The 24,976-nt window shown below is 43.5% G+C and carries 20 protein-coding genes; 12 read left to right on the forward strand and 8 right to left on the reverse strand.

What is annotated here, in order from left to right:
• Positions 1-8 precede the first annotated feature (8 nt).
• From grxD to JMW64_RS06190, 5 genes are all read left to right on the forward strand, one after another.
• Positions 9-359, forward strand: a complete 351-nt coding sequence (gene grxD / locus JMW64_RS06170; protein ID WP_045446215.1) for a Grx4 family monothiol glutaredoxin — start codon at positions 9-11, stop codon at positions 357-359.
• 171 nt (positions 360-530) lie between these two features.
• Entirely contained in the window at positions 531-1,061 is a 531-nt protein-coding gene (locus JMW64_RS06175) for a hypothetical protein (RefSeq protein ID WP_087815221.1), read from the forward strand.
• Positions 1,062-1,325: 264 nt separating this feature from the next.
• Positions 1,326-3,221: a tRNA uridine-5-carboxymethylaminomethyl(34) synthesis enzyme MnmG gene (gene mnmG / locus JMW64_RS06180; protein ID WP_087815223.1), complete on the forward strand. Its 1,896-nt coding sequence runs from the start codon at positions 1,326-1,328 to the stop codon at positions 3,219-3,221.
• A gap of 216 nt (positions 3,222-3,437) precedes the next feature.
• A complete protein-coding gene (locus tag JMW64_RS06185) occupies positions 3,438-4,397 on the forward strand; it encodes an AEC family transporter (protein ID WP_087815225.1) in 960 nt (319 codons plus the stop codon).
• 61 nt (positions 4,398-4,458) lie between these two features.
• Entirely contained in the window at positions 4,459-5,490 is a 1,032-nt protein-coding gene (locus JMW64_RS06190) for an ornithine cyclodeaminase family protein (RefSeq protein ID WP_087815227.1), read from the forward strand.
• A gap of 148 nt (positions 5,491-5,638) precedes the next feature.
• On the opposite strand, the gene JMW64_RS06195 is transcribed toward JMW64_RS06190, so the two are convergent.
• The 4 genes from JMW64_RS06195 to katG all read right to left on the reverse strand — a co-directional run bounded on the left by JMW64_RS06195 (position 5,639) and on the right by katG (position 10,557).
• Positions 5,639-5,809 (reverse strand): hypothetical protein, encoded by a 171-nt coding sequence (locus tag JMW64_RS06195; protein ID WP_157908376.1) that lies wholly within the window; start codon positions 5,807-5,809, stop codon positions 5,639-5,641.
• Positions 5,810-5,857: 48 nt separating this feature from the next.
• Positions 5,858-6,859: an LLM class flavin-dependent oxidoreductase gene (locus JMW64_RS06200; protein WP_201553727.1), complete on the reverse strand. Its 1,002-nt coding sequence runs from the start codon at positions 6,857-6,859 to the stop codon at positions 5,858-5,860.
• Between the two features lie 341 nt (positions 6,860-7,200).
• A complete protein-coding gene (locus JMW64_RS06205) occupies positions 7,201-8,130 on the reverse strand; it encodes a LysR substrate-binding domain-containing protein (protein WP_201553728.1) in 930 nt (309 codons plus the stop codon).
• 249 nt (positions 8,131-8,379) lie between these two features.
• On the reverse strand, positions 8,380-10,557 hold the full coding sequence (gene katG, locus JMW64_RS06210) for a catalase/peroxidase HPI (protein ID WP_201555040.1): 2,178 nt from the start codon (positions 10,555-10,557) through the stop codon (positions 8,380-8,382).
• A gap of 739 nt (positions 10,558-11,296) precedes the next feature.
• Here katG and JMW64_RS06215 point away from each other — a divergent pair.
• From JMW64_RS06215 to JMW64_RS06235, 5 genes are all read left to right on the forward strand, one after another.
• Complete coding sequence (locus JMW64_RS06215) at positions 11,297-13,132, forward strand: AmpG family muropeptide MFS transporter (protein WP_201553729.1); 1,836 nt, start codon at positions 11,297-11,299, stop codon at positions 13,130-13,132.
• A 27-nt stretch (positions 13,133-13,159) separates the two neighbouring features.
• Positions 13,160-14,071: a peptide chain release factor N(5)-glutamine methyltransferase gene (gene prmC, locus JMW64_RS06220; protein WP_087815233.1), complete on the forward strand. Its 912-nt coding sequence runs from the start codon at positions 13,160-13,162 to the stop codon at positions 14,069-14,071.
• Between the two features lie 35 nt (positions 14,072-14,106).
• Positions 14,107-14,901, forward strand: a complete 795-nt coding sequence (locus JMW64_RS06225; protein WP_087815234.1) for a HesA/MoeB/ThiF family protein — start codon at positions 14,107-14,109, stop codon at positions 14,899-14,901.
• A gap of 86 nt (positions 14,902-14,987) precedes the next feature.
• Positions 14,988-16,340: an ABC1 kinase family protein gene (locus JMW64_RS06230; protein WP_087815235.1), complete on the forward strand. Its 1,353-nt coding sequence runs from the start codon at positions 14,988-14,990 to the stop codon at positions 16,338-16,340.
• A gap of 94 nt (positions 16,341-16,434) precedes the next feature.
• Positions 16,435-17,691 (forward strand): YbfB/YjiJ family MFS transporter, encoded by a 1,257-nt coding sequence (locus tag JMW64_RS06235; RefSeq protein WP_087815236.1) that lies wholly within the window; start codon positions 16,435-16,437, stop codon positions 17,689-17,691.
• Here the strand turns inward: JMW64_RS06235 and JMW64_RS06240 are convergent.
• Positions 17,688-18,176: an Lrp/AsnC family transcriptional regulator gene (locus tag JMW64_RS06240; protein WP_087815237.1), complete on the reverse strand. Its 489-nt coding sequence runs from the start codon at positions 18,174-18,176 to the stop codon at positions 17,688-17,690. The two genes, JMW64_RS06235 and JMW64_RS06240, sit on opposite strands and share 4 nt — an antisense overlap.
• A 217-nt stretch (positions 18,177-18,393) precedes the next feature.
• Between JMW64_RS06240 and leuA the strand changes: the two genes are divergently transcribed.
• The gene (leuA, locus tag JMW64_RS06245; protein WP_087815238.1) at positions 18,394-20,178 is read left to right on the forward strand and encodes a 2-isopropylmalate synthase; all 1,785 of its coding nucleotides are present in this window, start codon (positions 18,394-18,396) and stop codon (positions 20,176-20,178) included.
• A gap of 259 nt (positions 20,179-20,437) precedes the next feature.
• Positions 20,438-21,058 carry a hypothetical protein gene (locus JMW64_RS06250; RefSeq protein WP_087815239.1) on the forward strand — a complete coding sequence of 207 codons (621 nt, stop codon included), beginning with the start codon at positions 20,438-20,440 and terminating at the stop codon, positions 21,056-21,058.
• Between the two features lie 112 nt (positions 21,059-21,170).
• Here JMW64_RS06250 and accC read toward each other — a convergent pair whose 3' ends face one another.
• From accC to JMW64_RS06265, 3 genes are all read right to left on the reverse strand, one after another.
• Complete coding sequence (gene accC, locus JMW64_RS06255) at positions 21,171-22,532, reverse strand: acetyl-CoA carboxylase biotin carboxylase subunit (protein WP_060490945.1); 1,362 nt, start codon at positions 22,530-22,532, stop codon at positions 21,171-21,173.
• A gap of 154 nt (positions 22,533-22,686) precedes the next feature.
• Entirely contained in the window at positions 22,687-23,115 is a 429-nt protein-coding gene (accB, locus tag JMW64_RS06260; RefSeq protein WP_045447773.1) for an acetyl-CoA carboxylase biotin carboxyl carrier protein, read from the reverse strand.
• Positions 23,116-23,365: 250 nt separating this feature from the next.
• Entirely contained in the window at positions 23,366-24,733 is a 1,368-nt protein-coding gene (locus tag JMW64_RS06265) for an MATE family efflux transporter (protein ID WP_055124142.1), read from the reverse strand.
• Between the last annotated feature and the right edge of the window lie 243 nt (positions 24,734-24,976).

Genomic DNA, 24,976 nt, shown 5'->3' on the forward strand with positions numbered 1-24,976 from the left:
GAGCTTTTATGAGTGAACAAACCCCAAATACTGCTGCAAACGACGTTGAACAATTGATCCGTGATCAAATCCGTGACAATAAAGTTATTATTTATATGAAAGGCACGCCGCAATTTCCGCAGTGCGGTTTTTCTGCTAAATCGATTGAAGTTCTTACTCAAATCGGTCGTCCATTTGCGTTTGTAAATATTTTAGAAAACCCAGAAATCCGTGCGACGTTACCTAAAGTGGCTAATTGGCCGACTTTTCCACAGTTGTGGATTGACGGCGAATTGATGGGCGGATCAGACATTATTTTGCAAATGTATCAATCAGGCGAGCTTAAGCCATTGGTTGAAGCAAACAGCCCTGCTGCATAATGCTGAAAACACTTATCTAAGCTTTTTTATTATCAAGCTGATAAGTTTTAACAATAAAAGCTCGAGCCAGTCCTTAGATGGGCGCTCGGGCTTTTATTGTTTTTGTCAGTATTGACCCCATATATGGCTCAACAGCAAGCATTATAAAAACATAAATAATGAGAGAGTATTATGAGCAATCAACTAATAGAACAACAAACACCTGAACCGGTATCTGCTGAGCAAGCGACCATAGAGAAACGCCGTGAGCATTTAAAAAATGAATCCACGCGCATCATTGAAATTGCTGGCAATGAGCCACATTCAGCCCTGAAATGTATTCATCAGCTTAGCGTGGCAGGCGGCGCAACAGAAGCCACTTATATTGCGATTGAGCAGCGTATCGTTGCGGATCAAGATTCTGCGGGCGCTTATCATTTGGCATTATTGGCACAGAATACGCCAGATTTACCTATCGATGCGCGTCAACTTATCGAGATGGTCGTTAATAAAGGTAATAACCAGCAGCGTTTGGCATTGCTAAAAAACTTGCTGCTACCGCCAGTGGACATGATTAAAGAGCAAATTTTGGCGAGTAATGATGGCGATGCTATTGGCTTGATGAATGCTTATTTGCAGATCAATCCAGAAGGTTATGGCAGTCAGCATATGCTGAGCAGTGGTCAATCAGATCAAATCGTACCGCTGAGCCCTGGTAACTAGGCGCTAATTATTAAGTTACTAGTTACTAAGTTTAAAAATGATGCTTAACACTTAATGTAAATAGTTTCTACTGCGGCGTTTTTTAAGCATCAAAAAATTGTTATAATGATGGGTTAGCAATCCAATATCTAGCGGCTTTTCCAAGTCGTTAACTTTTTAAATCCGACTGACGTTTATTTGCTGATGACCATGCTATTTAGCCATAAAATTCTGGTAATGATAGTTTTTGGCTAAAAGCAGCGTTATGAGTCAAGTGAGGCGTATATGCAATACCCAAAAAATTACGACGTGGTAGTGATCGGTGGTGGTCATGCTGGCACAGAAGCTGCTTTGGCAGCCGCACGTATGGGCGCGCAGACCTTGCTGTTGACACATAATATTGAGACGCTCGGGCAGATGAGTTGTAACCCTGCAATTGGTGGTATCGGCAAATCCCATCTGGTACGTGAGATTGATGCGCTTGGCGGTGCAATGGCATTGGCAACGGATAAGTCAGGCATTCAGTTTCGTGTGCTTAACAGTCGTAAAGGTGCTGCCGTTCGTGCTACGCGTGCGCAAGCAGATCGTATTTTATATAAAGCCGCCATTCGCCATACGCTTGAAAATCAGCCAAATCTTGATATATTCCAGCAAGCAGCTGATGATATCTTAGTTGAAAATGGTCGTGCGACGGCAGTGGTTACTGCAACGGGTATTATCTTTAATACGCAAACGGTGGTACTGACTTCAGGAACGTTCTTGGGCGGGGTGATTCATATTGGTCTCGAAAGCTCAAAAGGTGGTCGTGCAGGGGATCAACCTTCTATCAAGTTGGCTGATCGTTTACGTGAGCTTAAGCTGCCAGTCGGTCGTCTAAAGACAGGTACGCCAGCACGTATTGATGCACGTAGCGTTGATTTTAGTGTGATGACCGTACAGCCGGGCGATACGCCACTGCCAGTCATGAGTTATATGGGTGATGTGTCGATGCATCCAGAGCAGGTCAATTGCTACATCACCCATACCAATGCGCGCACCCATGACATCATCCGTGAAAATTTAGACCGTTCGCCGATGTTCTCTGGCAAAATCGAAGGTGTGGGTCCACGTTATTGTCCGTCAATTGAAGACAAGATTCATCGCTTTGCAGATAAAGACAGCCATCAGATATTTATCGAGCCAGAAGGTTTGACGACACATGAGCTATATCCAAATGGTATATCAACAAGTTTGCCGTTTGATGTGCAGTTAGAGTTTATTCATAGTATGAAAGGCTTAGAAAACGCGCATATCACCCGTCCAGGCTACGCGATTGAGTATGATTATTTTGATCCGCAAAATTTGAAACCAACGCTTGAGACCAAATCTATCGATCGTCTTTACTTCGCTGGGCAAATCAATGGTACGACTGGCTACGAAGAAGCTGGTGTACAGGGTTTGCTAGCAGGTACCAATGCGGCATTGGTTACTACTAATAATAGTGAGTTTGAAACGTGGACACCGCGCCGTGATGAAGCCTATCTTGGCGTGCTCGTTGATGATTTGATTACCCATGGTACGACTGAGCCATATCGTATGTTTACGAGCCGCGCAGAATATCGTCTACTATTACGTGAAGACAATGCAGATCAACGCCTAACTGAGACGGGTCGCAAGCTTGGTCTAGTAGATGATGTGCGCTGGCAAGCGTATCAAGAAAAAATGGAGGCGATCACAACGGAGACCTCACGTCTCAAAGATATGTGGGCAACCCCTGCTAATACGTTGGGCAAAAAAGTCACAGAGCAAACGGGCGAGGTGCTGTCAAAAGAATCAACTGCTTTTGATTTGCTCAAGCGTCCGCAGATTCATTTTGCTGATATCGCTGCCATCACTGATTCGCAGGTCGATACACAAGTAGGCGAGCAGATAGAGATTTCTGTCAAATACGCAGGCTATATTGATCGTCAGCAAGAAGACATTGATCAGATGAAACGCCTAGAAAATACAGCGCTACCACTGGACTTTGATTATAGCGTGGTATCGGGATTATCGAATGAAATTGTACAGAAATTGACGCAAATACGTCCTGCGACGCTTGCTCAAGCAGGACGCGTGAGCGGTGTGACGCCTGCAGCCGTTCAATTATTAGCTATGACAGTGAAGAAACATAAAAAAGCGAAGGCCGCGCTAGATTCGTAATAGTAGTATAACTAGTATAACAAAAGCCCATAGCGATATATCGTTATGGGCTTTTGTTTGTTAAAAATACAGCCGCTGTTAAAAGAAAATAGAGCAGGCGCTTGTCTTACTTGCTATTTTGTCTCTATACTAGGTTATAAAACTTAATGATTACTTGTTAATTTATCTCGCTGATGTCCATATCATGATGGGCTTGTCAACGAACTGAGCCTATTTATGATTGATGCTATTGTCTTTGCTATTACCATTGTCTTGCCCAACCTTGCCTTAATGTGGTTGGGTTTTTTTATGCAGAGACGCGGTGAGGCGAGCCAGACTTTTATTGACCAAGCATCGAGCTTTGTCTTTAATTACTGTTTACCCTGTTTGCTTTTTTTTAGCGTCGTTGATAGTGATGTCGATTACAGCAAACAAATCACGCTGATAGTGGCTGGTATTCTGGTGACATTCATCTTGTTTATAGGTGCAGAGATTTACGCCAAATATTTTGTGAGCAAACCGGCTGATCAAGGGGTGTTTGTACAAGGGATATTTCGGAGTAACATGGCTATTATTGGACTGGCAACGGTTGCTAATGCCTACGGAGAACGTGGCTTAAGCATCGGTGCTGTCTATATGGGTGTGGTGACGATACTGTTTAATATCTTAGCGGTTATCACTCTCAGCCGTGTTTCCAAAAGTGTGGATGATACTTGGCTCAGTCGCAGTACCATGATTATCAAAAAACTATTTACCAACCCACTGATTATCGCATTGGTAGCAGCATTTGCTTATAAGGCGTCACCGCTGCCGCCTATTACAGGTGTGATTCATACGACTGGCGATTTACTGGCCGCGGTGGCATTGCCCTTAGCATTGATTTGCGCCGGTGCCAGTATTGATTTGAAGTCGATGTTGCACCCTTCAGGGCTGTCCATGCAGGCGAGTATCGGACGTATTATTGTTGCGCCATTGATTGCCATCGCTATTGGATTGGGATTTGGTCTATCAGGTGTGCATATGGGTGTGTTGTTTTTGATGGCAGCCTCACCAACAGCCGCCGCCAGCTATGTAATGGCAAAAGCCATGGGTGGCAATGATGTGTTAGCTGCTAATATTTTGGCTTTTACCACCGTCGTAGGTATGTTTGGAATGGCGATTGGTGCGGCAATATTACGCGGGTTGGGATTAATGTAGTAGCCGTTTTGGCGTGATAAAACATGTTCTAATAATAAATCTATAAATAGGAGTACTCAAATTGCAATTACTAAACAAAGCAATCGTGACCGAACATCTCAATATGCAATCTGCCATTGGGGCGATAGAAGCATTGTTACATCAACAGGCAGCGCACCCCAACTGGATCAAAGCGCCTGAACGTTTGGTCATTGAAACTTTTAGTGAAGATGACACTCATCGCTCAGGTTCGCATTTATCAATGCCCGCGACGATTTATGATGGTAAGAATGAGTATACCGCGGTAAAATTGGTCACCATTTGTCCTGATAATCCGAGCCGAAATTTACCAACCACAACGGCGATTATTACCGTGTCAAACAATGATACTGGTGAGATATTGGCAATTATGGATGGGATTTATATTACTCAAGTGCGTACGGCGGCATTGTCAGGCATTGCGACCAAATATATGGCAAGCGCTGACTGTCAAAGTGTGGCGGTGGTCGGTTGTGGTGGCATGGCTTATGAGCAATTACATGCGGTTTTGACGGTACGTCCTGAGATTAAAACAGTATATTTATGGAATAGAAGCAGGGAAGGCGCTGAGATTTTCAAAGTGAAATTTACTCGTGAGTATCCGCAATGGGACGTTACTATAACGGTTTGCGAAAATATCAATGATGCTATCCGTGATGCAGATGTTATCAATGTCGCAACCCGTGCAACAGAAGGTTTGTTTGATCTCAACCATATTAAATCTGATGCACACATCAACGCAGTCGGCGCCTATCAGCCTTCAATGAAAGAGATAAGCAATGATGTCATTGCAAACAGTCGCATGGTCGTTGTCGATGATTTGGTTGGCAGTCGTCATGAAGCGGGCGATTTAATCCAAGCTCACGATAGTGTCGATTGTGCATGGACATGGGACGACCTCAGTGGTGACTTACAAGCGCTAGTCACAGGGGCGCTACAAGAAAAAACCGCTAAGTCTAATCATGGTGTTACGTTATTTAAATCGGTTGGTGCAGCCAGTTTTGATGCAGCAGTCGCTCTATATGTCGCACAACAAGCCGCACAAAAAAATCTTGGCTCGTCAATTGAATGGTAAGGCCGTCTGAATAACAGTACGTAAAGATTGCTGTATTTTTATTATGTAGCAAGCCAAAAAAAGCCCTCTTTCTAAATAAGAAAAGAGGGCTTTTTACATTGCTTTAAACGTTAAATTAATACGACCCAGCATGTTTCGAGAGCGGTTATTAATTTGGATTGTCTTTATTGCGTTTGTCTTCGCGCCGCTGCTTACGTTTTGGGCTGGTGCGGTAGGTCAAATAACCACCAACAGCCATCACCGCCAGAAAGGCAACAATGTACATAAATATTGATGAGCCAATAAGCAGTGAGGCACCGATAATAGGAGTTGCATCCATGTCAAACATCCAGCTAAGGTTTATCAATAATTATGCAAGTGTCTGATTTCATTGTAAAGTAAATAAATTTAACTCAGGTGTAAGTTCCAGTGAACGCATGCGCGCTGCCTGATCGTAAACGTTAGCCGTCACAATCAGCTCGTCTGGCTCATACTGAGCAAGGAATGCTGCCAGTCTCGGCTTGACAGTTTCCACAGAACCTATGAATGACACTGACAATGCGCTATCCACCATCATTTTTTCAGCAGGGCTCCAGATGCTGTCCATATCGTGAGTAGGTTTCGGCATTTGACCTGTCTCACCACGGCGCAAGCGTATGAAGCTTTGCTGCGCAGAGGTAAAATGATACTGTGCAGTAGCATCGTCATCGGCGAGTAATAAATTGGCTGCCAGCATGACATAAGGCTTATCTAAATAGGCTGATGGTCTGAACTGTTCTCGATAAGCTGTAATCGCTTGCCCAAGCATTTGCGGTGCAAAGTGTGAGGCAAACACATAAGGAAGTCCTAGATGCGCCGCTAACGTAGCCCCAAAAAGAGAAGAGCCTAATATCCAGATAGGAACGTTTGATTTTGCCCCAGGAAATGCCTGTACTGGGCTATTATCTGTACCGTTCCCTAAAAAGTACATCAATTCTTGGACATCTTGCGGAAAGCGATCAGCATCTTGCATCTGACGGCGTAGTGCCTGAAAGGTTGCGCCATCAGTACCCGGCGCACGACCCAGCCCTAAATCTACGCGATCACCATATAATGCCTGCAAAGTACCGAATTGCTCAGCGATGACGAGCGGTGCATGGTTCGGAAGCATCACACCACCAGCACCAATACGTATATGCTTGGTTTGGCTACCGATATGCGCTAGTAGTACTGACGTCGCTGCACTGGCGATGCCCGGCATATTGTGATGCTCTGCCATCCAATAACGGTTTAAACCGACTTTTTCTGCTTGCTGTGCTGTCTCAACCGTTTGAGCAATGCCTTCAGAGATGGTTTTGCCTTCGGGAACAGGTGCAAGATCTAAAAAAGATAAAGGAATTTTGTTACTCATAAATTATCCAGTAGTGTGTGAATTACTTTCCACTGATATGCTTATGGTCATTGCCAGTTTCAAGTAGTTGTAAACACCGTTAATGAATGATAACAAAGTCAGCTAACTCTGTATTTAAATCCACTTAACAATTATCAGTGTGCGTTTATAGATATAAAGTCGTGCCTATGATGAATACAGCACAAGCAATATTACTGTACTAAAAAAAGCAGGCAACCTAAGTTACCTGCTTTTTGATTGGCTAGGGATAAAGTGGTAATGCTAATAATACAAAGCGACTAAATTTGACGTTTTAACTGTTTTGCTAATTATGGATAAGTGAGAACGATAGCGTCTTTATTCTAATGGTTAAACTGCTTTTGGCACAATTCCATAAAGGCGCGACCATACTGACGAATCTCTGCATCATCACGTACTGCCATCCAACTGGTAAAGCGGCCGAAATGATCCACTGGAATGGCGGTCAAGTTCTGATAGTGACTTGGTTCAAACGCCATCTCTGCGATAATGCCGATACCCAAGCCCAGACCTACGTAAGTACTGATTACATCAGCATCGAGTGCTGCTAGCACGATATCTGGTTCCAATCCTGCTTCTTCAAAAGTTTTGTCAATTGCACCGCGCCCCGTAAAGCCACCGTGATAGGTCACAATCGGATAGCTGGCGAGGGTCGGCAAATCCACAGACTCGTGATTGGCCAGTTCGTGATCGCTTGGCACAATGACGCGATGCGTCCAGTCATAATAGCGATAGCAGCGTAAATAATTGTTATGAAGTAAAGACTCGGTTGCAATGCCAATATCTGCCTGCCCGCGAATGACCATCTGCGCGATGGTCTCTGGATCCGCTTGTTGTAGTATTAGGTTGACTTTGGGGAAGCGCTCTTTAAACTCTTTGACGACTTGCGGCAATACATATCGCGCTTGCGTGTGAGTGGTGGCAATCGTCAACGTGCCAATATTCGGATTATTAAAATCGAGACTTAGGTTTTCAATCGTACGGATCTCGGCGAAGATAGATTCGATATGCGGCATTAGTGCTGTACCCATGGTCGTAAGACCCGTTAGGCGTTTGCCTTGACGGACGAATACTTCCGTTTTGAGCTGATTTTCAAGTGCCGCAATATGTTTTGATAGGCTAGATTGGCTGGTGTGCAGTACGGTCGCCGCCTGACTTAAGTTATAGCCATTAATCACCGTATGCCATACTGTCTCCAACTGCTTGAGCTGAATCTGTAAATGCCGCTGATTGACCACTACGTCGATTGCCATAACTAAATCCTATTGTATAAATATACAAACCCTGTCTGTATACAAAAGTGAAAATGTACAAATATGCAGTAAGCAGGTAGTGTAAAACAAAGTGTTTATTCTTGTATATACTTAATGGTTATCTATTTATGTTTATTTGGAATATAGAATAAGTCGTTTGTCCGTTGCTAGAAGTAAACCATTACAATAAAAAAACCCTCGATTAAAGAGGGCTTTTTTAAGATAAAGGCGTATCTATTTCAGTGGGTTTTAGCGAAAACGATCCGCATTCATGACTTTATTCCAAGCATTCACAAAGTCTTTAACGAATTTCTCTAAGTTGTCATCTTGTGCGTAGAGCTCAGCATAAGCGCGTAGGATAGAGTTAGACCCAAACACGAGGTCTACACGGCTGGCTTGCCATTTCAGATTGCCAGTAGCACGTTCACGTACTTCATAGAGAGCAGAGGCGTTATTATTGTCTGTCTTAACGGGATGCCAAGAATAGCTCATGTCTGTCAAGTTCACAAAGAAGTCATTGCTAAGTGTTCCAGCACGCTCAGTAAAGACCCCTTGTTGGCTCTGAGCGTAGTTGGTATCCAAGACACGCATACCACCGATTAAAACGACCATTTCAGGTGCAGTCAAGCCCATCAGCTGAGTACGATCTAATAGCATCTCTTCAGGTGATATGGCATAGCTGCCTTTGATCCAGTTACGGTAGCCATCATGTCGTGGCTCTAAATCAGAGAAGCTCTCTGTTTCAGTCATCTCATCGCTCGCATCGCCACGACCCGCATCGAATGGCACTTCAATTTGAACATCTGCATTAGCTGCTGCTTTTTCAATGGCGGTGTTACCAGCGAGTACCACTAAATCTGCGATGCTGACGTCTTTATCAAAGTTCGTTTGAATGGCAGTGAGCGCCTCAAGTACGCGAGCCAATTGCTCAGGCTCATTACCTAGCCAGTCTTTTTGCGGGGCTAAACGAATGCGTGCACCATTGGCGCCGCCGCGATAGTCTGAGGCGCGGAATGTACGAGCGCTATCCCAAGCGGTAATAATAAATTCGCGATGGTCGATACCACTGCCTAGTATCTGTGCTTTTAAGATTGCAATATCATCAGCGCTCAGATTAACATTGCCTTGTGGAATTGGATCCTGCCAAGTGAAGTCCTCGCTTGGCACATCCGCCCCTAAATAGCGAGATTTTGGCCCCAAATCACGATGGGTAAGCTTAAACCAAGCTTTTGCAAATACTTCATCGAAATATTCTGGATTTTGATGAAAGTTCTCTGAAATTTTACGATAAGCAGGGTCTTTAATCATTGCCATATCAGCATCGGTCATGATTGGGTTGCGGCGTACACTTGGATCATGTGCATCTAAAGGCCGATCCTCTTCCTTGATATCGATAGGCTCCCACTGCCAAGCACCAGCAGGACTCTTAGTCAGTGCCCACTCATGATTTAGCAATAACTCAAAATACTCATAATCCCATTGGGTTGGATGCGTCGTCCATGCACCTTCGATACCACTTGAGACGGTGTCGCCAGCATTGCCTGTACCTTTAGGGTTGCGCCAACCTAGACCTTGCTCTTTGATGTCAGCCGCTTCTGGCTCATCTTCTAATAAGGTAGCGTCACCATTACCATGACATTTACCAACCGTGTGACCGCCAGCAGTCAAGGCGACCGTTTCTTCATCATTCATTGACATACGAGCAAAAGTTGTACGAATATCTTGTGCCGTTTTAATAGGATCGGGGTTGCCGTCGACGCCTTCAGGGTTGACATAAATCAAGCCCATCTGTACCGCTGCTAAAGGGTTTTCTAGTGATTCACGCTGATTATCATCTTCATAACGATTTTTGGTAGCCGCCAGCCATTCACGCTCGGAACCCCAATAGATATCCTTTTCTGGATGCCAAATATCGGTACGTCCACCAGCGAAACCTAACGTCTTAAAGCCCATAGATTCATAAGCCATATTACCCGCTAGTATCATCAAATCTGCCCAAGAAAGTTTGTTACCATACTTTTTCTTGATTGGCCATAATAGACGACGTGCTTTGTCCAAGTTGACATTGTCTGGCCAACTGCTTAATGGCGCAAAGCGTTGATTACCAGTGTTAGAACCACCGCGGCCGTCAGAGCGTCGATAAGTACCAGCAGAATGCCAAGCCATACGAATCATCAACCCACCATAATGACCCCAATCTGCTGGCCACCATGGTTGTGACTCAGTCATTAGATTTTTTAAATCTTGCTTGACGGCTTCTAAATCTAATTGCTTAAAGGCTTCTGCATAATCAAAGTCAGGATCCATTGGATTGGTTTTGTGATCCTGCTGATGCAAGATATCTAAATTTAAGCTATTCGGCCACCAGTCGGTTGCTGCCGAGGCGTTCGTAGTATGCGCTTGGTGCATGACAGGACAGCCACCCATGCTTGGACGTTGTGGCTCGTGCGAAGTATCTACATTTTCACTATGAATGGTTGGTCCATGACCATCTCCTTTATCATAAGTGGTGTTACTTGCAGCATCTGATGTTGAGTTTGAGTTAGTCATCATGTGGCTCCTAGGCAGTAATCAGATAAATGGCAATCGAGTGTGTTATTTACTATTGTTTGCAAAAATCATTTGTCATCTCTAGCATATAGAAGAATGATTGATTCAGGGAACTAATTTATACAAACATATTGTTTTATAAAATAAATGGTATATCAAATAATGTTTTAATTTATGAATATATAAAAGTAAGAATGTAGCAAGAATTTCTGGTTATTAAAGCATGAATTATTAATAACTTATCAGGATAATGATTGGCTAATCACAAGAGAAAGGGGTTTATATAAAAGGGTTGTGATGCAAAATGCGATATTTTCCTTATTTTTATACCCATTCTTAATATGAAAGTAAACCCTAGTCTATAAGTTAGGTTTTATTCACTAGTAGAAAGAAAGGTTAATGCAAAAATATCGTTAGAATGTCTAGTCAAGGTCAGCGTTCTCAAGTACCATAATTCAATTTTGTTGTAATGGCTGTATTTGTGCAACGTTAAGCAATTTTTATCGATCCCGTTTATCAGTGCTATTTATCAGTATCAGTTACCGATAGATGATACTAATGATTGATAAAAATTGTGCGCGGTTGTGTTCTTTTTCTTAAGTGCTAGTGAGCGATTATGTCTGCTGTCAAATCTGTGCCACCCAATCAATCAGCTGTCAAAAAATCATGGTCTGATGCATTGAAATCTTTTTCAGATATTCGTGTGATGATTATGTTATTTCTTGGATTTTCAGCAGGTGTACCTATTCTGTTGGTTTTTTCAAGTCTATCACTATGGCTTAGTGAAGCGGGTTTAGAAACCGGTGTGATAACAATGTTTGGTTGGGCAGGTCTTGGTTATTCGTTTAAGTTTATTTGGGCGCCGTTGATTGACTCAATGCCACTTCCTTTCTTAACTAAATGGCTAGGTAGGCGTCGGGCATGGATGTTTATGTCACAACTGATGATACTGGTTGCTATTTTTACGATGGCTAGTGTTAACCCTGTTGCTGAAAACGTCCTTTGGGTTATGGCGCTTGGTGCTGTTTTGCTTGGTTTTTCATCAGCTACTCAGGATATCGTTGTTGATTCTTATCGTATTGAGTTGGCAGGGTTTGAATTGCAACCTACGTTGTCTTCAGTATATGTCGCTGGTTATCGTATTGGCATGATTGTCGCAGGCGCAGGCGCACTTTATTTAGCAAGTTATTTTGGCTCTTCTGAAGAGCTTTATAATTATGAAGCATGGCGCAATACTTACTATACGATGATGGGTGTCATGTCAGTCGGTTTATTAACGACGTTTGCTATTTATGAGCCAGCAGCACAGTCATTAGAAATATATAAACAAAAAAGAAATTTAAAAATATTTTCCATATACGCGGCTTTTCTCCTTATCCCTGGTGTGATTTATGGATTGCCAGTATTCGTCAGCACCTTTGCAACCAGAGTATTGAGTAGGCCTTTAACGTTAATACCTATTGAGTACTTGCCAGCGATTAATATGTATTTCTTGATGGTAATGGCATGCGCACCTTTCTTAATGATATTTTTTATTTTAAATCAACCCAAAATAGTGAACAAAATTGACTCAGTTGTACAGTCTCGTGATGACAATATTAGAATATTATTCTTATTTATCTTGTCAGTTTTTGCGTTTATAGGCGCTTTTGTATTTATAGGTAAAATATTCCAAGCTCCTGATGACAGTGTTTTTCTAAAGTTTTTGATAGAAGTAGTGAGATTGTTGGGTAGTGTGGCTGTGGCTATGGTTGTGGGATATGCGCTTATATCAGTCGGGCTGGCAAAAAAAGAGGTGGCAAAAAGATTGTGGGTAGAGCCTATTGCTGATTTTTTCCGTCGCTATGGTAAGCAGGCAATACTGTTGCTATTGTTGATAGGTTTTTATCGTGTGTCAGATATTGTCGCAGGCAATCTATCAAACGTTTTCTACGCTAAGATGGGTTTTACTAAAATTCAGATTGCTGACGCGGTCAAATTTCTGGGATTGTTTATGACGATTGCAGGTGGATTTTTAGGTGGCCTTGTTGCTCAAAAAATGAAGATGATGCATGTCATGTTGATTGGTGCTATAGCATCGAGTACAACCAATCTTCTATTTATTCTATTGACCTATCATCCTGGTGATATGAATTATATGTACCTAGCAGTGGTTGTTGATAATTTGGCAGCAGGTTTTGCGACTGCTGTTTTTATTGCATTTTTATCAGCGCTTACTTCAGTTAAGTTTACCGCTGTACAGTACGCTATATTTTCATCACTCATGACTTTGTTTCCAAAAGTACTGGGTGGGTATTCAGGTGGCATTTCAGACAACATTGGATTTGCCAACTTTTTCTTAATCACATTCTTGATTGGGATACCTGTCTTGATACTTATTTATTTGGTAGACAAGCATGTGGTTATTGGTAGCAATGACGATCCAGTTGAACTTTCTACCAAACTTGAGTAATCAATTTTAATAGGTGATGAACTATATATGACAGCATCAAGTATTCGTCAAATAAAGCAGCACATTCAGCAATTGACGAATGAGACTGCAAATAGCAAGCTACCGTCATTTTGGCTAACAGATTGGCTGTTGTATGTCGTCGAGAAGCCTGCGATATTTTTAATAACGGATGAAGATTACCAATTAACTGATAGTGAATTTGAGCAATTCAATGCAGGTGTAAAAAAGATGCAGCAAGGAATGCCACTTGCGTATTTGACTGGTCAGCAAGAGTTCTGGTCGCTGATATTTACTGTTAATGAGCACACTTTAATTCCGCGACCTGATACTGAGATACTGATTGAGCAAGTATTAACTTGGATAAAATATCAGCCAAACAGTGTCAGCAGCCCAAAACGGTTATTGGATTTAGGGACGGGTTCAGGTTGTATTGCGATTAGTCTTGCACATGAGTTAAATACGCAGCGTTCAGACAGTGAGGCAGAAAGTTGGCAAGTCGTTGCGGTGGATATGTCGCCAGAAGCGCTCAAGGTTGCTCAGCACAATGCAGTTATCAATGATGTTGCTGATATTGAGTTTATACAAAGCAGTTGGTATGACGAGCTGCCCAGTCATGGCGAGCTATTATTTGATGTGATTGTGTCCAATCCTCCTTATATCGATGAGGAAGATGAGCATTTAGCACGCCTTGTAGCCGAACCTATTAGTGCCTTAAGTGCTTCCAATCATGGGCTTGCCGATATAGAGCATATCGTAGGACAGTCACCGAAATACTTGCGTGTCGGTGGGCTACTGGCTATCGAACATGGTTTTGACCAAGGTGATGCCGTTCGCAAGTTGTTTGTAGACAGTGACTTCGAATCTGTGCGTACAGTACAAGATTATGGTGGTAATGATCGTGTTACGCTGGGTCAAATTAAGTCATCAGATTTTTGTTAGTAGACTTTTTTAATAATAGGTTATTGGTAATAAATATGGCGCACACATCAGATGAAGGGCAGTTGTTGGATGAAGAGCTGCTGCGTTATGCAAGGCAGATATTATTAGACGGTTGGGATATTGACGCTCAACTACGCTTAAAATCAGCTCGGGTGGTTATGATAGGGGCAGGCGGGCTTGGTTGTCCTGCTTCTGAGACGCTGGTGCGTGCAGGACTTGGGCAAATTCATCTGATAGATGATGACATTATTGAAGCCAGCAACTTGCAGCGCCAAACGCTGTTTTTACCTGAGGATATCGGTCAAACTAAGGCGCTAACAGCGGCGCACATGTTAGAGCGTATTAACCCTTTCATTACCGCTCGCGGTACAGTTGCAAGATTGAGTGAAGATAATGCTTATGAATTGCTCGATATGGCGACAGGCAAGCCTGATTTGCTTTTAGATTGCACCGATAATTTTGCTACGCGTGATGTCATCAATCGTATTAGCGTGCACTATAAAATCCCGCTATTATCTGCCTCAGCGATTGCGATGCAAGGTCAGTTAGCCTTATATGAGCCGCAACTAAACACTGGTTGTTATCATTGCGTGTTTGGTTCGGTAGTACTTGATGCAGCGGCTGATGAGCGTACGTGTGCCAACTCAGGTGTGCTAGCGAGTACCACTGCTATCATGGGTAATTTGCAAGCGAATGCTGCCCTGCAGTATTTGGGATTAACCAAAAATCCACTGACAAATAAGCTATTAGTATGGGATGGTAGCCAGATGCAGCAACGGCTGATGGGCTATCGCCAAGATGCCGCGTGTCCTGTCTGTAGTAGTCATTAGTGATTGTTCATTAGTGGTTGTGTTGCTTGTTATTATTTATGATCGCCTATTCTCAAAAACCTTCCTTATGACCATAGTTGTTTTTTATGAAAATTCATCGTCCGCATTTATTAAAGCATACCTTCAATGTCATGAACCGTGTTCGCCAAACAGCCAGCGTGGCAGGTTTATCTGCGCTGAGAGTGGCAAAAGGTGAAAAGCCTGATGCCACATTATTAAAAGAAACGTTTGAGCAATTGGGCACGACTTATATCAAGATTGGTCAGTTTATCGCCAGTACGCCGTCACTGTTTCCACGTGAATATGTAAAAGCTTTTCAGAGCTGTTTGGATCAAACCACGCCATTATCTTATGCTTATATTGAGCAGGTATTGAAAGAAGAGTTGGCCGTTGATGGCATGACGCTTGATGATAAGTTCGCCCATATCGACTCAAAGCCACTAGCATCAGCTTCTATTGCGCAAGTGCATGCGGCACGGTTGCATAATGGCGATGAAGTCGTATTAAAGGTGCAAAAGCCTGACGTCGAGACCATTATGCAAACGGATTTGGGCGTATTGCATGGGGTGACTAAGTTACTTGAGATTCTGATGCCGTCGATGAAGTTTGCCAGTATTGCGCCGATTATCGATGAGATTCGCCTGCGCATGCTTGCCGAGACAGACTTTATCGCTGAGGCACAAAACATCCGCGATTTTCAGCAGTTCTTAGCCGTATCAGGTAATACGCGCGTGGTAGCACCCAACGTATATGAAGAGCTGACTACCAAGCGTGTACTAACCATGAGCCGCTTGTACGGCGTATCTATGGTCGATGAGTCGCTCATGCGTCAGTATTGTGCTGATCCTGCGCAAGTCATGGCGGATACCTTAAATACGTGGTTTGCCAGTCTCATGCTGTGCAACAGTTTTCATGCTGACCTGCATGCGGGCAATTTGATGCTATTAACCGATGGTCGTATTGGCTTCTTGGATTTTGGTATTGTCGGTAAGCTAAAAGCTGAGAGTTGGCGTGCATGCATGGGTATGATGCAAGCCATGCAGGACAGTGACTATCAAGCGATGGCGCGCCATATGATTGATATGGAAATGACCCATGGTGGCAATAAAGTCGATGTAGTGGCGTTGGGTAATGATTTGCAGCGTATGATGAAGACTATTATGGCGGAGGACAAATCCTTTACCAGTGGTGTGCCTTTTAATAGTAAAGAGCAAGCCGATGAGTTAAATAAAATGATGCTTGAGATTGTAGAAGTCGGTAAGCGTCATGGTATTCATTTCCCACGTGACTTTGCTTTATTGACCAAACAGATGCTATATTTTGACCGCTTTATGCGTACACTTGCGCCTGATATGGATATGTTTAGTGATCAACGCGTACAAATGCTAGGACACACAGAAACAAATGTGACCATGCCGCCAACAGTAAACGTATCGTAGTTTTCGCTTGTATGTTTGATTATTAATCCGCCGCTGCTCTTGAATGCTCTAACACAAAGGATTGTGTGCTAATTGCCGCAAAAATGGCTCTGTCATGATGACTGCTCTCAAAAGCCGTGCTTTTCCTCATATTACTAATGAAGCTGCCATTGCCTGTATCGGTATGTACTGCATGGCAGTCGTCATGGGCTATGGGCGTTTTTTGTTTACTGCCACCTTGCCCGATATTATGGTGCAACTGTCGATTTCAACGACGATTGCAGGCTGGCTTGCCTCTATCAATTACATCGGTTATTTTATCGGTGCCCTCATCGCCATGTTTGTGCCTCAGCGCTCGACGTGGCAAGCGCTGACACTGTGGGCAATGATAAGTGTCGTCACAACGATGCTACTTGTCGTACCTGATATGTCATTAACTGTATGGTATCTCATTCGTCTAATCGCAGGTATTGCAAGCGGGGTAGCGATGATTTTAAGCTCATCGTTTGTGATTCAAAGCTTAAGTCCTGAACGCCGTTCTGTACTGTCGGCAGTACACTACGCAGGTATTGGTGTGGGCATCAGTGCCTCTGCCATACTGACGTGGTGGTTGTTAGTATTAGGCTATCATTTTGATGTCATTTGGTTGGTAGCAGGCTTTACAAGCTTACCTCTGGTATGGCTACTCTATGCGGTAAAACCAAGACAAGCACACGGTTCCGACTTGCTGCGGACTGATCCTACACAGCACGTGTCAGTGCATCAAACCTATTTGAGCTTTAAGCGCGCTTTGTATGAGGCCATTGCTGGTCATCGTAAGGCTATTGCTTTGCTGTCAGCGAGCTATGTACTGGCGGGCTTTGGTTATATTACCTCTGCGACTTTTTTGCCAGTCATGGCAGCACAGCGCCTCACGACGCAGACGTATGCTGGATTGCTCATTTGGCTAGTCGTTGGTGTGTTTGCGATGTTATCAAATCCACTGTGGGGCGCACTTGCCAAGCGAATTGGTGAAATTAAAACGTTAATAGGCTTAACGATATTACAAGCATTTGGGATGTGCCTGCCCATATGGTTCGACGGCGCTATTGGTTTGTACGGCAATGCTGCTATTTTAGGTTTGACCTTTGTGGGGATGGTGTCGATGACGCTCACTTTGATTAAAAACATCAATCCTGATTACTCAAATTTGCTGATAGGATTGGCAACTTTGGCTTATGCATTGGGTCAGTTTTTGGGACCATTGGTGACGGTAGCATTGGCAGGGCAGGACGACAATTTCAATGCAGGGTTACTCGTTGCCGCCGCTGGATTGATGGTTGGACTGGTGCTATTGCTATTGTTTCGTCGACAGCCACCGACTACTATTTAAACCACACTACGATTAAATATTTCTCGCAACTCAAAACTGGTATGTACTTGAGCGACACCTTCGATACGATTGAGCCTATGTAATAAAAACTCCTCATAATGTGCCATATCGCGTACCCTTACCTTGATAAGGTAGTCTTCTGTACGACCCGTGACAATGCTACAGCTAATGACTTCATCAAAGCTCTGAATCTTATGCTCAAATTGTTCAAAGCGCTCAGCCGTATGGCGATCCATGCTAATCGCGATAAAGACGGCGAGCGGGTAGCCAAGTTTTTGCGCATCTGTTTTGGTGTGATAACCCGTGATAATACCAGCATCTTCTAAGCGTTTAATACGGCGTGCACAAGGCGTGGCTGACAGGTTGACGCGTTCGGCAAGCTCGGTGATACTCATACGTGCCTGAGTTTGCAATACGCGCAAGAGCTGTCGATCGATCTCATCAATATCGGCTAAATGTGGACTATCCAGATGACTGTTTGGCATGACCTGTTGCTTTATTAGTGAATTCAGCTAATTATACTGAGTAAATTGTATTTTTTCACTAAAATAGTGTCATATATTATCAAAGAAAGCTGATTTCTATTGCATAAACTCTGATATTATTATGGTATAAACATTGGTTATCTCGTATGATAAACATGAATCTAATCACCAGCCGTCCAGCTAAAACATAAATTCCCATATCATCTAAGGATTGATTATGTCTGACCAAGCCAAACGCACTGTAGCCTCAACGACTGCAAAGATTACACCCAAAAATGCCGCTTTTGATTATAAAAAGTATCGTCCATTTGCTTTTGCGCCATCGCTGTCAGATCGTACTTGGCCGAGCAAAACGATTGAAAAGTCACCAATCTGGACAAGTGTAGATCTGCGTGATGGCAACCAAGCACTGATTGATCCGATGACGATCGAACAAAAAATGCGTTTTTTTAAAACGTTGGTTGAGGTTGGTTTTAAAGAGATTGAAATTGGTTTTCCATCAGCGGCGCAGGTTGAGTTTGATTTTGCTCGTAAACTTATCGAAGAAAATCACGTCCCGGATGATGTGACTTTGCAGGTATTGGTGCAGGCTCGTGAGCATTTGATCGCCCGTACGTTTGAGTCATTGAAAGGCGCGAAGCGTGCGATTGTCCATGTTTATAATTCAACCTGCCGTATCCAACGTGAAAAGGTCTACGGTAAAGACAAAGCTGAGATTAAAGAAATTGCTGTTACTGGTGCTAAATTATTGGTTGAATATGCGGCTAAATACCCAGAAACAGAGTGGGTATTCCAGTATTCACCAGAGAGCTTTAGTCAAACAGAAACTGAATATGCCGTAGAAGTCTGTGATGCGGTCTGTGAAGTATGGCAGCCACAAAATGGGCAGGAAGTTATTTTAAACTTGCCAGCGACGGTTGAAGCGTCTATGCCCAATGTTTTTGCCGACCAAGTCGAGTATTTCTGCCGTCATCTTGCCCAGCGTGAGCATGTCATTATCAGCTTGCATACGCATAATGACCGTGGCTGCGCGGTTGCAGCAGCAGAGCTTGGGGTATTAGCGGGTGCCGATCGTATCGAAGGTACGCTATTGGGTAATGGTGAGCGTACGGGTAATATGGATATCATGGTCATGGCGATGAACTTGTTTAGTCAAGGTATCGATCCAGAGCTTGATTTTAGTAATATGAGCGAAATTGTACAAGTGGTCAGCGAATGTAACAATTTGCCCTTACATCCGCGTCATCCATATGTCGGCGAATTGGTCTTTACGGCCTTTAGCGGCTCACATCAAGATGCCATCAAAAAATCTCTCGATTATAACGAAAAGCATCAAAACGAGACGGATAACGTTTGGGATGTGGCTTACTTGCCAATTGATCCGGCACATATCGGTCGTAGTTATCAGGATGTGGTACGTATCAATAGCCAGTCTGGAAAAGGCGGTGTGGCTTATATCTTGCAGCGCAACTATGGCTTTAATTTGCCGCGCTGGATGCAAATTGACTTCAGCCGCGTGGTACAGAAGCAAGCTGAATCAGCTGCTCGCGAATTGCAGAATGATGAAATCTTACAAACCTTTGAAGACACGTATCTACAGCAAGGCAGTTTTGAGCTATTAGATTATACGGTCAATAATAAAGGCGGTGAAGTCTACTTTACTGGTCAAGTACAAATGAATGGGGACATCATTAATATTGATGGCACTGGTAATGGTCCATTATCATCGTTTATTGACGGCCTTGCCCAGCACACTGGTAAATCGATACATGTCATCAACTACGCTGAGCATGCGATTAATCCGCAGCACAATAGCGGTGATGGCATCGATGATGATACCAATAATGACAACAAAACTAATGCGAATGCGGCGGCTTATATCCAACTAAATGTAGATGGTGAGGTTTATTCTGGCATTGGCACTTGCAGCAGTACTGTATCAGCGATGCTTAAAGGCGCATTGTCAGCGTTTGCTCAAGCAGTTATTACTGCCACTGCTTAATTTTTTTATGATCGTCTTAATAACTTGTAGCTATAACGCTGTCGCTTCTTGTCTTTGGCAAGTAAAGCGATGGCGTTATTTTTTGCATGAAAAACGACAGTCTATATGCAGAAAGTAGACATTTATGACTATCGCCTATCTTGCAGTTGGCTAAAGCATCGCGACTAATAGCATAATGTTACTTGTGTTTTTGATGTCTAAGACTTACGCTAATGTACATAACTCATATTATTATATTATTATAAACAAAAGGTTAATTATGGAACCTATCTCACTTGCTTCATTTTCATTGGCTGCTATTTTGGCGTCATTGCCAGTAAATGGCGAAGTGGTCACTAAACCGACTATTACCACTCATATCAGCCCAGCTATCGCGGGACAATGGGAAATCGACTTAGACAGTAGTATCACGATGACCAAAGAAGCCAAAGCCAGACAAGCTGTAGCAAAAGAGCTGAAACAGACAAAAAGTGATGAGCCAGAAGTGACTGCTGGCACAGAAGGCGGTGTCCTTGTGCAAAGTGAAAAGCGCGTCCTTAATATTAAGCCCAATACCAACAACCAGTTAACGGCTTCTGCCAAAAAAGCAAACCAGTGCCGAGAGCTATACAATTTTGCGGCCGATAATGAGATGTGGGCAGTGAGTGGCAAAGAGTGGACATATGGTCGTTACCTAATCACGCACCGCGAAGAAGGGCTGCCCATTATTGCGCTAAAAACAGTCTATGACAACAATGAGGTAGATTGTTCAGGTAACCAAATCGACCAAACTGACGAAGCGTTGATTGCGTTTTTAAACCACGATGGCAACCAAATGCAATGGTGTGCGGATCCTGATGGTAATGAATGCTTTATGAATTTTAATAGAGTGTTGCCATAGCACTTTATCGTTAATCATAAGACTTAAGACCATTTTTTCTACAATAAAAACATAAAAACCGCTATCTAAATAGATAGCGGTTTTTTTATGTTTAACAATAAATCAAAGTAGGTTATACATCCGCCTTCTTTTTATTGCCAGTTAGAAGCTCTCTTTCAAGGTAATGAATATTTTGTGCTTCGTGAATAAAATTGTCATCTGCCAAAATGACATCGCGATGCAGCGGGATATTGGTTTTAATACCTTCAATCACCAATTCATCGAGTGCATGCAGCGTCTTAGAGACGGCTTGCTGGCGCGTTTGACCATGGCAGATAAGCTTGCCAATCAATGAGTCATAATAGCTTGGAATCTCGTAGCCCGGGTAGAGGTGCGAGTCAAAGCGTACACCAGCACCACTGGGGGCAAATAACTGAGTGACTGTACCAGGACAAGGCATAAAGGTGGCTGGATCTTCAGCATTGATACGACATTCAATGGCATGACCTTGAATCTCAATCTCGCTTTGACGATAAGACAAACCGTAGCCTGCTGCGATTTTTAGCTGCTCGACGACCACGTCGATGCCAGTAATCATCTCAGTTACCGGATGCTCAACTTGCACACGAGTATTCATCTCAATAAAAAAGTATTCATTATTTTCAAATAAAAACTCAAAAGTACCAGCACCGCGATATTTCACCAACTCACATGCTTTGACGCAAGCGTCTAAGATTGGCTGACGTACATCATCAGGGATATCAGGCGCAGGGGCTTCTTCTAATACTTTTTGGTGGCGACGTTGCAATGAACAATCTCGATCGTATAAGTGAATGGCATTACCATTACCATCGCCAAGCACTTGTATCTCTACGTGGCGCGGATTTTGTAGGTAGCGTTCCATATACACGGTATCATCACCAAACCACAGTTCAGCTTCTTGCTTAGCAGCCTGTACTTGACCAATGACTTCTTCGAAGCGCTCAACCACGCGCATACCGCGACCGCCGCCGCCAGAAGCGGCTTTAATCAATAACGGAAAGCCGATATGGCGTGCTTGCTCTTCAGCATTATGCAACGTTACCGCGCCCACTGAACCAGGGACGGTCGGTACGCCCGCTTTTTTCATTGCATTAATGGCAGAGACTTTATTGCCCATTAATCGAATATGGTCAGCATTAGGACCAACGAAAGTGAGACCTGCTTCTTCGACGCGTTCAGCGAATTCAGCATTTTCAGCCAAAAAACCATAACCCGGATGGATAGCGTCGGCACCAGTGATTTCAGCTGCGGTTAAAATAGTATTGATATCAAGATAGCTTTGATTGGCATTGGGTTTGCCAATACAGATTGCCTCATCAACAAAGCGCAGGTGCATCAAGTTTGCATCAGCTGTGGAGTAGACACCGACGGTCTCTATGCCAAGGGCTTTGCAGGCTCGAACGATACGTAGGGCAATCTCACCTCTATTGGCGATGAGCAGTTTTTTTATCATGGGGTCATCCTTGTCGAAGCGGCGGTCATTGATAGAGTCGTTATTTTAGGCACCATTAAATCGAGCTACGATAAAGATAAAATAACTCAAGCTAAAATGCCAAATGATAACGAAATCTCTATCATAATGAGGTAAAGGTTGGTAAACAGTGTCGTTAAGCTCTATAGCGTATGACGGGTTGACCAAACTGTACCACTTCGGAGTTATCGACTAAGATTTCGTCAACGACACCACTTTGCGTTGCCTCAAGAGGATTCATAATTTTCATGGCTTCGATGATGCCCAATGTGTCACCAGCTTGTACCTTTTGTCCGACCTTTACGAATGGTGGATCATTAGGGCTAGGAGCTGAGTAATAAACACCAACCATCGGCGATGTCTCAACACTACCCGCTTTTACCGCTGGCTTTGCTTCAGCAGTGATAGGGGCAATGCCAGCAGCAGGTGCGGCCATCATGGTCGGTGCAGGCGCATCATAGTGACGAGTTAAGCTGATGTGTTCATCATCTGAGCTGATTTCTAAATTAACCAGTTCACTTTCTTCCATGAGGGCGATTAGGGTGCGTATTTTTTCAATATCCATAGTTTTAATTTTGCCTTCTACTAATTTCAAGAAATAGTGTAACTAAATATTGTGTAGGTAATTGCTAATGATACCTATATTCATGGCAATGAGCAATCGATGTACAGTTGTTAACTGAGTTTTTTTACATATTATGACGTAAGCATTTCTTACGAGTAAGAAATGCTTAATGGTTTATCATAGTCTATGTGACCATGTAGCGCTAGTCATGGTTAGTAGATACTGCATTTACATCAGTATAGCTGATGCATTAACCCCACATCGCCGTCAGACGCTTTTGTTGGTAGCGCAGGCGTAGGGTGAGTAGAATAGAGGATAAGAATAAACCTGTGATTAATGCCATCCAAAACCCTTGTGCGCCTATATCGGTGAAGCGAACCAAATAAACACCGAGTGGCAATGCCACCAGCCAGTAACAGAACAACGTGACCCACATTGGGATCGTGGTGTCTTGCATGCCGCGCAATATACCAGCGACGTTGACTTGCCAGCCATCGAACAGCTGATAACCAAGGGCAAAAATAAGTAAATGCATAGATTGCGTGATAACGGCTGGGTTATCAGAGAATGCGGCTGCCAATTGCGGCCTAAATAGCCAAATACCAATCATACAAGTGAGCGCAATCAATACTGTCCAGATAAGACCAGTGGCTTGCACTTGACGTAACGCCATGAGGTTTTTTTCGCCAAAACGATTGGATACCATGATTGTCAGTGCCATAGCGACCGATATCGGAATCATAAACAGCTGGGAAGTCACCGCTAATGCCACCTGATGCGATGCGGTTGCTAGCTCACCTAATGGACTGATAACAAGAGCGCCCAAGCTGAACAAACTGGCTTCAAAAAAGATAGAGATACCAATCGGAATACCAAGTTTAAGGAGCTTTTTAATCTGTGCACGATTAGGACTGGCAAAGGCATAAAAGAAGCGCGTGCTGGCAAACTGCTGTCGCTTAGTAAAGCTGGTATAAGCCGCCAGTAATAAAACATTTATCCATAACACAATGGCTGTTGCGACCCCGCAGCCTGCGCCGCCCATTTCGGGCATGCCAAACAGACCGTGGATAAATATATAGTTAAGGGGAATATCGGCAAGTAGCCCGATAATACTAATCACTGTCACCGGCTCAGGTCGCCCAAGTGCTTCGCAATAACTGCGTAGCACCGCATAGACAGCCAGTGCGGGAAAACCAAACGACACGCCATGCAAATACTGCGTTGCTATCGGTTGGATGTTTTCAGGCACACCCATGACCCCAAGTACATTGGGTGCTAAATTAACGATGATAAAGCCCATAATACCAATGACACTGGCGGTCCATAAAGACTGCTGCGTGATATGCGGTACTTGATGGTGCTTATTTTGACCAATCGCCTCACCAATAAGAGGGGTGGTGGCGATTAAAATACCAGTGGCTAATAAAAACAGCGGCAGCCAAATACCAGAGCCAACGGCGACGGCAGCCAAATCAAGCGCGGAGACTTGACCTGCCATGATAGCATCGACCACACCAAGTGCTGCTTGGCAAAACTGAGTAATTAAAATAGGAAGCGCGAGCACGCCTAAGCGTAAGCTGTAGCTTTTAAAATCTCTAAAAGATAATGGGAAAACCATAGTGAGCAACTTTTTATTCTTTGCGGTAATTATGATAGATGAGCAAATATTGCCATCAACAAAACAATAGCGAGACGGTCATACCATAACCAAAAATTTGAGCAGAAAAGCAAATGAGAATGAGGACACGCCCTAAGCAAGTTTAACCAAGCCAATCCAGTTTTTTGGCTGGATGTAAAAGGGGGAGTCGTGCCGACGATAATACTCCGATAAATAATATGAGCAAGCCTATATAGACAGAGT

The sequence above is a fragment of the Psychrobacter immobilis genome (genome assembly GCF_904846065.1).
Classification (GTDB): domain Bacteria; phylum Pseudomonadota; class Gammaproteobacteria; order Pseudomonadales; family Moraxellaceae; genus Psychrobacter; species Psychrobacter immobilis_H.

Excerpts from the sequence above, each read along its gene's own strand:
- grxD (WP_045446215.1), top strand. The coding sequence starts at position 9 with ATGAGTGAACAAACCCCAAATACTGCTGCAAACGACGTTGAACAATTG.
- JMW64_RS06175 (WP_087815221.1), top strand. The coding sequence starts at position 531 with ATGAGCAATCAACTAATAGAACAACAAACACCTGAACCGGTATCTGCT.
- mnmG (WP_087815223.1), top strand. The coding sequence starts at position 1,326 with ATGCAATACCCAAAAAATTACGACGTGGTAGTGATCGGTGGTGGTCAT.
- JMW64_RS06185 (WP_087815225.1), top strand. The coding sequence starts at position 3,438 with ATGATTGATGCTATTGTCTTTGCTATTACCATTGTCTTGCCCAACCTT.
- JMW64_RS06195 (WP_157908376.1), bottom strand. The coding sequence starts at position 5,809 with ATGGATGCAACTCCTATTATCGGTGCCTCACTGCTTATTGGCTCATCA.
- JMW64_RS06200 (WP_201553727.1), bottom strand. The coding sequence starts at position 6,859 with ATGAGTAACAAAATTCCTTTATCTTTTTTAGATCTTGCACCTGTTCCC.
- JMW64_RS06205 (WP_201553728.1), bottom strand. The coding sequence starts at position 8,130 with ATGGCAATCGACGTAGTGGTCAATCAGCGGCATTTACAGATTCAGCTC.
- katG (WP_201555040.1), bottom strand. The coding sequence starts at position 10,557 with ATGGGTGGCTGTCCTGTCATGCACCAAGCGCATACTACGAACGCCTCG.
- JMW64_RS06215 (WP_201553729.1), top strand. The coding sequence starts at position 11,297 with ATGTCTGCTGTCAAATCTGTGCCACCCAATCAATCAGCTGTCAAAAAA.
- prmC (WP_087815233.1), top strand. The coding sequence starts at position 13,160 with ATGACAGCATCAAGTATTCGTCAAATAAAGCAGCACATTCAGCAATTG.
- JMW64_RS06225 (WP_087815234.1), top strand. The coding sequence starts at position 14,107 with ATGGCGCACACATCAGATGAAGGGCAGTTGTTGGATGAAGAGCTGCTG.
- JMW64_RS06230 (WP_087815235.1), top strand. The coding sequence starts at position 14,988 with ATGAAAATTCATCGTCCGCATTTATTAAAGCATACCTTCAATGTCATG.
- JMW64_RS06235 (WP_087815236.1), top strand. The coding sequence starts at position 16,435 with ATGATGACTGCTCTCAAAAGCCGTGCTTTTCCTCATATTACTAATGAA.
- JMW64_RS06240 (WP_087815237.1), bottom strand. The coding sequence starts at position 18,176 with ATGCCAAACAGTCATCTGGATAGTCCACATTTAGCCGATATTGATGAG.
- leuA (WP_087815238.1), top strand. The coding sequence starts at position 18,394 with ATGTCTGACCAAGCCAAACGCACTGTAGCCTCAACGACTGCAAAGATT.
- JMW64_RS06250 (WP_087815239.1), top strand. The coding sequence starts at position 20,438 with ATGGAACCTATCTCACTTGCTTCATTTTCATTGGCTGCTATTTTGGCG.
- accC (WP_060490945.1), bottom strand. The coding sequence starts at position 22,532 with ATGATAAAAAAACTGCTCATCGCCAATAGAGGTGAGATTGCCCTACGT.
- accB (WP_045447773.1), bottom strand. The coding sequence starts at position 23,115 with ATGGATATTGAAAAAATACGCACCCTAATCGCCCTCATGGAAGAAAGT.
- JMW64_RS06265 (WP_055124142.1), bottom strand. The coding sequence starts at position 24,733 with ATGGTTTTCCCATTATCTTTTAGAGATTTTAAAAGCTACAGCTTACGC.